This window comes from Streptomyces katrae, assembly GCF_000966975.1.
Lineage (GTDB): Bacteria > Actinomycetota > Actinomycetes > Streptomycetales > Streptomycetaceae > Streptomyces > Streptomyces katrae.
In genome coordinates, this window is sequence record NZ_JZWV01000765.1 from 1 (window position 1) to 10,136 (window position 10,136).

Below are 10,136 nucleotides of genomic sequence, written 5' to 3' on the forward strand. Positions count from 1 at the left end.
GACGACGGCAGCGGCTTCTGGATCGCCCGCGAGGGCGTACGCCGGGCCCTGCGCGCGGTGGACGGACGCGGCCCCGCGACCCTGCTGGTGGACCGGCTGGCCGAGGCCTTCGGGACCCCCGTCCCCGACCCGCCGTCGCTGCGCTACGCCCTCGTCGACGGAGCGCTCGACCAGGCCGCCCCCGTCCGCCTGGCCCGCCACTGCCCCCTGGTGGTCCGGGCGGCCGCGGACGGGGACGCGGTGGCCGCGGCGATCCTCGACGAGGCCGCGGACCTGCTGGCCGGGAGCACGGCGGCGCTGCGGCCCCGGCTGGGCGAACCCCTCGTCACGGTGGGCGGCCTGCTCGGCCCCCGGGGCCCGCTGCTGCACCGGTTCACGGCCCGGGTGGCCGGCTGGGGCCTGGTGCCGCACCCGGTCGGGGACGGCCTGGCCGGCGCGGTCGCCCTGGCCCGGGCGGCCTGCGCGCCCGGAACGGTCTGACCCCGCGCCCCCGCGCGGGCCGGGGCCCGCCGCCCGGAGGGAGCGGCGGGCCGTCGGGCGGCGGTCAGAAGCCGCAGTTCGTCACCCACTTGTGGGAGGAGATCCGGTCGTTCCACTCCCACGGGATGTTGCCCGCAGAGCCGTTCGGAGCACAGGTGGAGGCCCCGCCGTAGTTGATGTCCTCGTAGACCCGGACGTCGCCCAGCGCGCCCGAGTAGCCGTTGTTCCACCAGGACGAGGCCCGGTCGTTCATGTTGTAGTCGTTCCCGGCGCCACAGGTGCGCCAGTCGGCGTCGTTGCCGCTCCAGCCGCAGGCCGGACCGCCCCGGTTGGTGTCCGCCCACACCCAGTAGTTGCCGTCCGCGGCCACGCCCGAGGCGTCGGCCGGGGCGGCGGCGGCCGTGGTCAGCGCGCCGGGGAAGGCCAGCAGGGGCAGCGCGAGGGCGCAGGCCAGCACGGTCGTACGGAACTTACGCATGGGAACCTCCGGATGGTGTCGATCGGTCGTACTGGGACACGACGCGCTCCGCGGTCGGGAGCGCGGCGTTCTGGAGCCGGTGGCCGAGGGCGATGTCGTCCTGGTGACGCGCGCGGACTTCCTCCCCGTAGGCACGGTCCAGAGCTCGGGAGACCCGGCCCAGCTCGGTGCTGGTCGCACAGGTCGCTTCGGTGACCGCCAGTGCGGTCTCGGCGGCGTCGGCCCGGTCCGGCGGGAGCTCCTCGGCGAGGGCGGCCGCCGCCTGCCGGGAGTCGTCGGGCGAGGCGTACGGCCGGCCCGCCGCCTTCATGCAGTCCGCCCACCGGCGCACCGCCTCCGCGTACCGGCCGTCGCGGCGCACCCGTTCCTCCTGGGCGGGGCGCAGGTTCATCGTGACGACCTTGACGCGGAACCAGGCGGCCGGATCCCCGTACAGGGCCGACTGGGCCCGCGCGATGCACCCCTCCTTGCTGGCCGTCAGGGTCATGCCGGTGGGCGCGGTGGCCGTCAGGCCCGTGGGGGAGGCGCCCATCAGCGCGGTACGGGCGAGCGCGCGCTCGCGGGCCGGAAGCCGGTGGAAGTAGAGCTGGTTGGGGTCGGCTGCCCGGGCCTCCGCGGCGGCCCGCTCCGCCCGCCCGCCGTAGCCGTGCGCGCGGGCCCAGTCCACGTCGTCCAGCCCGTACGGGAAGGAGCGCGCGGCCCCCTCCTCCCGGACGGGCTCGGTGACGGCGTACGTGAAACCCCGCGCGGACATGCAGCGGCTGATCAGGATCTGCTCGGCCCGGGCCAGGACCCGGGACTGGCCGGCCGTCGGCTCCGTCCCGGAGGCCCGCTCCGGCCCGGAGGCCCGCTCCGCCCCCGCGGTCCCTCCCGCCGCGCAGCCGGCCAGGGCCAGTACCGCCGCCAGGGCCACCACCGGGGCCGCAGCCACCCGGGCCGTCCGTCCTCGCCTCATCCGTCCGATCACCTCCGAAGGTGTGGGCGCCGCGATGGCGGCCCGCCGTCCGGCACAGGTGTAGCCCCCTTCCGTTGTTCGCCGTCGGCGCCCTGGAACTGAACAAACAATTGCTGAACAATCCACCCCGGCAGGTCGAAAACGGGCCCGGGGAAGGGGCGGCCGATGGCACGCAAGGAACGTCCGCTGGAAGGGGAGGACGGGCCTCTGCTGGAGTTCGCCACCGCCCTGCGCAGACTGCGCCACGAAGCCGGCTCGCCCCCGTACCGCGACATGTCCGCGCGCGCCCACTACTCCGTCGCCACCCTGTCCGGCGCCGCCGCCGGACGCCGGCTGCCCAGCCTGGACGTGACCCTCTCCTACGTCCGCGCCTGCGGCGGGGACGTGGGGGAGTGGGAGCGCCGCTGGCACGCCGCGGCCGCGCGACTGGCGGCGGCCGGCGCCGGACCGGGCCGCGCGGAAGCCCCCGGACCCGGGGCACCCGGAGCGCAGCAGCTCCCGTACGTGGGCCTCGCCCCCTTCCGCAGCGAGGACGCGGCCCTCTTCTTCGGCCGCGAACGTCTCGTCGAGGACCTCTTCACCGCCCTCACCCGGCACCGGGTGGTCGCCCTCGTCGGCGCCTCCGGGGCCGGCAAGTCCTCCCTCCTGCACGCGGGCCTGCTGCCCCGGCTGCACGCCGACACCCCGGCCCGGGCCGTCACCGTCCTCACCCCCGGCCCGCACCCCCTCGACCGCGCCCGCCGCGCCCTCGCCGACGGCCCCGGCGCCGCCGACGGCCCCGGTACGGCCGAACGGGTGCTGGTCGTCGACCAGTTCGAGGAGGTCTTCACCGTCTGCGCCGACCCCGCCGAGCGCTCCCGGTTCGTCGGCGAACTCGTCGGCGCCGCCAAGCGCCCCGGCTCCGGCTGCCGGGTGGTCCTCGGCGTGCGCGCCGACTTCTACGCCCACTGCACCCGCCACCCCGAACTCGTCGAGGTGCTCCGCGAGGCCCAGGTCGTCGTCGGCCCGATGAGCGCCGCCGAACTGCGCCGGGCCGTCGTGGAACCCGCCCGCCGGGCCGGACTCACCGTCGAGGGCGGCCTCCAGGCCACCCTCGTCGCCCACGCGCACGGCCAGGTCGGCGCCCTGCCCCTGCTCTCGCACTCCCTGCTGGAGACCTGGCGGCGGCGCCGCGGCGCGGCCCTCACCCTGGACGGGTTCCACGCGGCCGGAGGCTTCGAGGGAGCCCTCGCCCAGTCCGCCGAAGCCCTGTACGACTCCCTCTCCGCACCCCAGCAGCGCCTGGCCCGGCAGGTCTTCGTCCACCTCATCGCCCTCGGCGAGGGCACCGAGGACACCAAACGGCCCGTCGACCGGGCCGAACTGGGCCAGGACGCCGACACCCGCACCGTCCTCGCCCGGGCCGCCGCCCTGCGCCTGCTCACCCTCGGCGACGGGGCCGTCGAGCTCACCCACGAGGCCCTGATCCGGTCCTGGCCCCGGCTGCGCGGCTGGCTCACCGACGACCGCGAACGGCTGCGCCGCCACCGCCAGCTCGCCGAGGCCGCCCGCGCCTGGGAGGCCGTCGGACGCGACCCCGGCGCCCTGCTCCGCGGCGCCCCGCTCGCCCTGGCCCGCGAACTCACCACCGGCGGCGGGCCCGTCCTCACCGCGGCCGAGGCCGAGTTCCTGGCCGCGGGCACCGCCGCCGAGTCCGCCGCCGGGGACCGGGCCCGCCGCCGCACCCGCAGGCTGCGGCTGCTGGTCGGCGCGCTCGCCTGCCTCGTCGTGGTGGCCGCCGTCGCCACCGGCAGCGCCGTACGGGCCGAGGACGAGGTCACCCGCCAGCGCAACGACGCGGTCGCCCAGAACCTCGCCGAGACCTCCGCCGGAGTGGCGGCGGCCGAGCCGGGCCTGGCGGTACAGCTGGGCCTGACGGCCTACCGGCTCTCCCCGACGGCCCGGACCCGCGACGGCCTGCTGTCCGCGCTGATGACCGCGCTCCCCGCGCACGGCAAGGAGGTCGTCGCCGTCGCCTACCGCCCCGACGGCCGCCAGCTCGCCACCGCGAGCGGGGACCGCACCGCCCGGCTGTGGCAGACCCGCGGCGCCGGCCGCCCCGACCCCGTGGCCACCCTCGGCGGGCACGGCGGCCCGCTGCGCGCCCTCGCCTACCGGCCCGACGGGCACACCCTGGCCACCGCCGCGGCCGACGGCGGGGTCCGGCTCTGGGACGTCACCGACCCAGCCCACCCCGCCGTCGCGGCCGAACTCCCCTCGCGGGAGACCGACGTACGCGCCCTCGCCTTCAGCCCCGACGGCCGCACCCTTGCCACCGCCGGGGCGGGCGGCGGGGGCCGCCTGTGGGACGTCACCGACCCCGCCGCCCCCGCCGAGACCGCACCGGTCCCCGGCCACCGGGACACCGTCCGCGCGGTGGCCTTCAGCCCGGACGGCCGGACCCTCGCCACCGGTGGGGAGGACACCACCGTCCGGCTGACCGACGTCGGCGACCGCACCCGGCCCGAGCCGCTGGCGGTCGTCGGCGGCCACGACACCGCCGTGTTCTCCGTGGCCTTCGCCCCCGACGGCCGCACCCTCGCCATCGCCTCCGGCGGCCGGACCCCGATCCGGCTGTGGGACCTGGCCGAGCCGCGCCGGCCCGCCCCGCTCGCCACCCTGACCGGGCACACCGACGTCGTCGGCGCGGTGGCCTTCGGCCCGGACGGCCGGGTCCTCGCCAGCGCGAGCGACGACCGGACGGTCCGGCTGTGGAGCGTGGCCCGCGGCGCCCGCCCCGCCCCGCTCGCCACCCTGACCGGACACGTCACCGCCGTCGGCTCCGTCGCCTTCAGCCCCGACGGCGCGGTCCTCGCCTCCGGCGGCTACGACACCACCCTGCGGCTGGCCGGCACCGACCTCGACCGCGCCCTCGCCGGGGCCTGCGCGCACACCGGCCCGCGGATCACCCGTGCGCAATGGGCCTCGTACATGCCCTATCTGGACTACTCGCCTCCGTGCAGCGGACTCGAAAGCCCCTGAACCCCTACTGTTCCTGACGTCCCCACGCGGAAGGCAGGCCCATGGCGAGCTCCCAGGTCCCCGTCATCGATCTCGGCCCGTGGCGCTCCGGCGGCCCCGCCGAACGCGCCCGGATCGCGGGCCGGGTGGACGAGGCACTCCAGACGGCCGGGTTCCTGCTGGTCACCGGGCACGGGGTGGACCCGTCCCTGCCCGCCCGGATCCGGGAGGCGGCGCGGTCCTTCTTCCGGCTGCCGCCCGAGGTGAAGCAGCCGTACGCGGTCAGCGTCGGCGGACGCGGCTGGCTGGGCCCCGGCGCCGAGGCGAACAGCTACGCCGAGGGGACGGCCTCGCCCCCCGACCTCAAGGAGTCCTGGTCCTTCGCGGCCGACGAACCCACCGGGGTGCCCTCGGTGGACGCCGAATGGTTCCGGCCGAACACCTGGCCCGCCGAAGCACCGGGACTGCGGGAGCCGGTGACCGCCTACCTGAGGGCGATGCGCGCCCTCTCCGACGAGCTGCTGGAACTGCTCGCGGTGGCCCTGACCCTGCCCGAGGACCACTTCACCCGCCACACCGGCCACCCCACCTGGGGGTTCAACCTCAACTGGTACCCCGGCGCCGAGACCGTCGGCGAGCCCCTGCCCGGACAGTTCCGCATCGGGCCGCACACGGACTTCGGCACGGTCACCGTCCTGGACCGGGAGCGGGGCGCGGGCGGTCTGCAGATCCACACCGACGCCGACGGCTGGCAGGACGCCCCCTGGGACCCGGCGGCGCTCACCGTCAACATCGGCGACCTGCTGGCCCGCTGGACCGGCGACCGCTGGCGGGCCGGCCGCCACCGGGTCCTGCCGCCGCCCGCGCACGCCCCGGCGGAGGAACTGGTCTCCCTGGTCTACTTCTACGAGTGCGACGCCCACACCCGGGTCGAGTCCCTGCCCGCCCCGGTCGGCCGGGTGGCGCACGAGCCGGTGGACTCGCACGCCTACCTGCGCGCGAAGCTCGACCAGATCACCGTCGGCTGAGCCGGCCCGCCCCCGTGCCCGCCCGGGCCCCGATTACCCCTGGTCGGGCCGGGTTCGGCAGGATGTGGGGCATGACCGAGATCCGCACCCCCCGCCTCCTCCTCCGCCGCTGGACCGACGACGACCTCGTCCCCCTGTCGGAGATCACCTCGGACCCCGACGTGATGCGCTGGACCGGCGACGGCTCCGCCCTCGACCTGGACGCGACCGCCGAGGCCATCGAGCTCTGGGAGGAGGAGTGGGACGACGAGGGCTTCGGCGTCTTCGCCGTCGAGCTGCTGGCCTCCGGCGAGCTGATCGGCGCCGTCGGCCTGTCCGCCGCCGACGACCTCCCCGAGACCCGGCACCAGGTACAGATCGTCTGGCGCCTCGGCCGCCCCTTCTGGGGCCAGGGCTACGCCTCCGAAGCGGCCCAGGCCACCCTGGAGTTCGCCCTCCAGGACCGCGGCCTCGACCGGGTCGTCGCCGTCAACCGCGTCGGCAACGAGGAGTCCGCCAACGTGATCCGCAAGCTCGGCATGGTGCAGGACGGCGAAACCGTCGACCCCGCCACCGGAGCGCCGGTCACCCTGCACAGCATCGACCTGACCGAGTACGCGGGCTGAGCGGCGCGCCCGGGTCCGTGCGCAGGGCGCCCGGCAGGCAGAAGCAGGGCTTTGGGTAGTCATAAGGTCGCCTTATGGGGGCATAAATGCGGGGCGGGTACGGGGTTAGGGTGGCCTTAGTTTAGGGTTTCCTTGATCAGTCAGTTTGTCGGTCGAAGGGAACCCAGTCATGCCTCGCCCTCTGCGGGTAGCAATCGTCGGCGCCGGCCCCGCCGGTATCTACGCGGCCGACGCGCTGCTGAAGTCCGAGGCGGCCGCCGACCCGGGCGTCTCCATCGACGTCTTCGAACGCATGCCCGCCCCCTTCGGTCTGATCCGCTACGGCGTCGCCCCCGACCACCCCCGGATCAAGGGCATCATCACCGCGCTCCACCAGGTCCTCGACAAGCCGCAGGTCCGCCTCTTCGGCAACGTCGACTACCCGGGCGACATATCCCTCGACGAGCTGCGCTCCTTCTACGACGCCGTGATCTTCTCCACCGGCGCCACCGCCGACCGCGCCCTCGGCATCCCCGGCATCGAGCTCGACGGCTCCTACGGCGCCGCCGACTTCGTCTCCTGGTACGACGGCCACCCGGACGTGCCGCGCACCTGGCCGCTGGAGGCCGAGAAGGTCGCCGTCCTCGGCGTCGGCAACGTCGCCCTCGACGTCGCCCGCATCCTCGCCAAGACCGCCGACGAACTGCTGCCCACCGAGATCCCGCCGAACGTCTACGACGGCCTCAAGGCCAACAAGGCGCTCGAGGTGCACGTCTTCGGCCGCCGCGGCCCCGCGCAGGCGAAGTTCAGCCCGATGGAGCTGCGCGAGCTCGACCACTCGCCCAACATCGAGGTCATCGTCAACCCCGAGGACATCGACTACGACGAGGGCTCGATCACCACCCGCCGCTCCAACAAGCAGGCGGACATGGTCGCCAAGACCCTGGAGAACTGGGCGATCCGCGACACCGGCGACCGCCCGCACAAGCTGTTCCTGCACTTCTTCGAGTCCCCCGCCGAGATCCTCGGCGAGGACGGCAAGGTCGTCGGCCTGCGCACCGAGCGCACCGAACTCGACGGCACGGGCAACGTCAGGGGCACCGGCCAGTTCACCACCTGGGACGTGCAGTCCGTCTACCGGGCCGTCGGCTACCTCTCCGACGAACTGCCCAAGCTCCCCTGGGACGTCGAGTCGGGCACCGTCCCGGACGAGGGCGGCCGCGTCATCGAGGCGGGGGAGCACATGGCCTCGACCTACGTCACCGGCTGGATCCGGCGCGGACCCATCGGCCTGATCGGCCACACCAAGGGCGACGCCAACGAGACCGTCGCCAACCTCCTGGAGGACCACGCCCAGGGCCGGCTCCTCACCCCCGCCGCCCCCGAACCGGAGGCGGTCGAGGCCTTCCTCGCCGAGCGGCAGGTCCGCTACACCACCTGGGAGGGCTGGTACAAGCTGGACGCCGCCGAGAAGGCACTGGGCGAGCCGCAGGGCCGCGAGCGCGTGAAGATCGTGGAGCGCGAGGGGATGTTCGGGGCCAGCGGAGCCTGAGACACCGGTGGGGCCCGCCCTTCGGCGGGCCCCACCGGCGTGCGCGGGGTCAGTCCCGGATCGAGGTGATCTTCCTGGTCGCCAGGTCGGCCTGCACGTGGAGCGTGGTCGTGGTGCTGCCGCTCCAGGTCAGGGTGACCGAGGCGTTGGTCTTGCCCATCCCGCTGTCGACCGAGGTCACCTTCCACTTCAGCGGCACGTTCTGGGCGCGCAGCACCCCGTTGGCGTGGTTGGCCTCCTCCCACTGCCTCAGCTCGCGCTGCAGGGGCTCCGAGAGGTAGAAGGCGCGCAGCTGGTCGGCGGTCCGGCCGTCGCCGTCGTGGACCGCGTCGATGTAGGAGCCGTAGAAGTCGGCGATCCGGGTGAACGCCCCTTCCGGGCTGCCGGATACGGAGGGCGGCGCGGCGGCCGTGGCCGAGGTGCCGGAGACGAGGGCCAGGGAGAGGGCCGCCGCACCCGCGGTGGCGGCGAGGACGGCGGACGTGGCGCGCTTGGAAGGGAACTGGAGCATCGGTCGGTACCTTTCCCCTGATCACGTGCTGCCGGAACGGTCCCCGGCTGTCCTGGAGGACGGGGAATCACCGCCAACAGGTTCTCCTCGTCCCGGAAATGGCGAGATTTCGCTCGTACGGGCGATCTGTGCCGACGAGTCCGGGCGGTGGCGGAATGCGGCGGACGGGCCGGAGGTTGCGAGGGACGCGATATCCGACTCCGCACGCACTGGAGAGCTCATGAAGATCGGCATCATCGGCGCCGGCAACATCGGCGGCAACCTCACCCGCCGGCTCACCGCCCTCGGACACGAGGTCCGCGTCGCCAACTCCCGCGGCCCCGAGACCCTGGCCGCCCTCGCCGAGGAGACCGGGGCCACCCCGGTCCCCGTGACGGAGGCGGCCCGCGGCGCCGAGATCGTCGTGGTCACCGTCCCCTTCAAGAACACCCCGGACCTGCCCGCCGGGATCTTCGACGGGGCCGCCGAGGGCTTCGCCGTCATCGACACCAACAACTACTACCCGCGCGAGCGCGACGGCCGCATCGCCGCCGTCGAGGACGAGGGCCTCACCGAGAGCCGCTGGACCGAACGCCAGCTGGGCCACCCGGTGATCAAGGCCTTCAACGGCACCTACGCGATCGACATCCTCGAACGGCCCCGCCCCGCGGGCGACCCGGACCGCATGGCCCTGCCCGTCGCCGGCGACGACGAGGCGGCGAAGAAGGCCGTCCGCGCGCTGATCGACGAGCTCGGCTTCGACACCGTCGACGCGGGCGGCATCGACGACTCCTGGCGCCAGCAGCCCGCCACCCCCGTCTACGGGCTGCGCGCGGGCGTCGAGGCGGTCACCCGCGCCCTGGCCGAGGCCTCGCCCGTCCGCACGCCGGAGTTCAGCGGCTGACCACCGCACGGCGGGCGGCCCGGACCCGGTACGGAGGTCCGGGCCGCCGGTCCGCGGCCGTTTGCCCGACGGGGGCGGGTCCGCGGCCGTCTCCCCGACGGGGGCTCCACCGGGCAGACTGTGCGACGTGACGACAATGAGCAAAGGCGCCAATCTGCCGCTCGCGGCATCCTCCGTCAGAGCCGTGCTCGGCTGGTCCGCCGGGCCGGGCGTACCCGACGTGGACGCGTCCGCGCTGCTGCTGGCCGGCGGACGGGTCCGCTCCGACGGTGACTTCGTCTTCTACAACCAGCCGCGGCACGCCTCCGGCGCCGTACGCCACGCCGGGAAGCGGCCCGGAGCCGACGCGCTCGACGTGGACCTGGCCGCCCTGGAGCCGGACATCGAGCGCGTGCTGCTCTGCGCCTCCGCCGACGGCGGCACCTTCGGCCACGTCCCCGGCCTCCACCTGCGGCTGCTCGACGCGGTGTCGGGGGCCGAGGTGGCGCACTTCCCGATGGAGGCCGGGCCGGAGACCGCCCTGGTGAGCGGCGAGCTCTACCGGCGGGCCGGCGTCTGGAAGTTCCGGGCCGTCGGCCAGGGGTACGCGAGCGGGCTCGCGGGACTGGCGACGGACTACGGCATCACCGTGGACGACGCCCCGCCGGCCCCGGCACCCCCTCGGG

Annotated in this window: 9 protein-coding genes and 1 pseudogene; 7 read left to right on the forward strand and 3 right to left on the reverse strand. The window is 75.2% G+C overall.

All coding sequences use genetic code 11. The features are described 5' to 3' along the window. Positions 1 to 480 (forward strand): annotated as a pseudogene (locus VR44_RS26080) (ATPase); the annotation flags it as partial. A 64-nt stretch (positions 481 to 544) separates the two neighbouring features. On the opposite strand, the gene VR44_RS26085 reads toward VR44_RS26080, so the two are convergent. Next, positions 545 to 958, reverse strand: coding sequence for a peptidase inhibitor family I36 protein (locus tag VR44_RS26085; RefSeq protein WP_052713836.1), 414 nt, complete (start codon positions 956 to 958; stop codon positions 545 to 547). Continuing rightward, complete coding sequence (locus VR44_RS26090; protein ID WP_157880406.1) at positions 951 to 1,889, reverse strand: hypothetical protein; 939 nt, start codon at positions 1,887 to 1,889, stop codon at positions 951 to 953. The genes VR44_RS26085 and VR44_RS26090 overlap by 8 nt, the downstream gene beginning before the upstream one ends. 189 nt (positions 1,890 to 2,078) lie before the next feature. Between VR44_RS26090 and VR44_RS26095 the strand changes: the two genes are divergently transcribed. From VR44_RS26095 to VR44_RS26110, 4 genes are all read left to right on the forward strand, one after another. Then, positions 2,079 to 4,934, forward strand: coding sequence for an nSTAND1 domain-containing NTPase (locus tag VR44_RS26095; protein WP_052713838.1), 2,856 nt, complete (start codon positions 2,079 to 2,081; stop codon positions 4,932 to 4,934). Between the two features lie 41 nt (positions 4,935 to 4,975). Then, positions 4,976 to 5,941, forward strand: coding sequence for an isopenicillin N synthase family dioxygenase (locus VR44_RS26100; protein WP_045950045.1), 966 nt, complete (start codon positions 4,976 to 4,978; stop codon positions 5,939 to 5,941). A 71-nt stretch (positions 5,942 to 6,012) separates the two neighbouring features. After that, positions 6,013 to 6,546, forward strand: a complete 534-nt coding sequence (locus VR44_RS26105; RefSeq protein ID WP_045950046.1) for a GNAT family N-acetyltransferase — start codon at positions 6,013 to 6,015, stop codon at positions 6,544 to 6,546. A gap of 169 nt (positions 6,547 to 6,715) precedes the next feature. Then, positions 6,716 to 8,077 carry an FAD-dependent oxidoreductase gene (locus VR44_RS26110; protein ID WP_045950047.1) on the forward strand — a complete coding sequence of 454 codons (1,362 nt, stop codon included), beginning with the start codon at positions 6,716 to 6,718 and terminating at the stop codon, positions 8,075 to 8,077. Between the two features lie 49 nt (positions 8,078 to 8,126). On the opposite strand, the gene VR44_RS26115 is transcribed toward VR44_RS26110, so the two are convergent. After that, positions 8,127 to 8,588 (reverse strand): hypothetical protein, encoded by a 462-nt coding sequence (locus VR44_RS26115; RefSeq protein WP_045950048.1) that lies wholly within the window; start codon positions 8,586 to 8,588, stop codon positions 8,127 to 8,129. A 220-nt stretch (positions 8,589 to 8,808) separates the two neighbouring features. Between VR44_RS26115 and VR44_RS26120 the strand changes: the two genes are divergently transcribed. Both VR44_RS26120 and VR44_RS26125 read left to right on the forward strand, forming a co-directional pair. Beyond that, a complete protein-coding gene (locus VR44_RS26120) occupies positions 8,809 to 9,471 on the forward strand; it encodes an NADPH-dependent F420 reductase (RefSeq protein ID WP_045950049.1) in 663 nt (220 codons plus the stop codon). Positions 9,472 to 9,607: 136 nt separating this feature from the next. Beyond that, positions 9,608 to 10,136, forward strand: a 529-nt coding sequence (locus VR44_RS26125; RefSeq protein WP_045950050.1) for a TerD family protein, incomplete at its 3' end; no start/stop codon positions are given.

Excerpts from the sequence above, each read along its gene's own strand:
- VR44_RS26100 (WP_045950045.1), top strand. The coding sequence starts at position 4,976 with ATGGCGAGCTCCCAGGTCCCCGTCATCGATCTCGGCCCGTGGCGCTCC.
- VR44_RS26110 (WP_045950047.1), top strand. The coding sequence starts at position 6,716 with ATGCCTCGCCCTCTGCGGGTAGCAATCGTCGGCGCCGGCCCCGCCGGT.
- VR44_RS26095 (WP_052713838.1), top strand. The coding sequence starts at position 2,079 with ATGGCACGCAAGGAACGTCCGCTGGAAGGGGAGGACGGGCCTCTGCTG.
- VR44_RS26085 (WP_052713836.1), bottom strand. The coding sequence starts at position 958 with ATGCGTAAGTTCCGTACGACCGTGCTGGCCTGCGCCCTCGCGCTGCCC.
- VR44_RS26120 (WP_045950049.1), top strand. The coding sequence starts at position 8,809 with ATGAAGATCGGCATCATCGGCGCCGGCAACATCGGCGGCAACCTCACC.
- VR44_RS26105 (WP_045950046.1), top strand. The coding sequence starts at position 6,013 with ATGACCGAGATCCGCACCCCCCGCCTCCTCCTCCGCCGCTGGACCGAC.
- VR44_RS26115 (WP_045950048.1), bottom strand. The coding sequence starts at position 8,588 with ATGCTCCAGTTCCCTTCCAAGCGCGCCACGTCCGCCGTCCTCGCCGCC.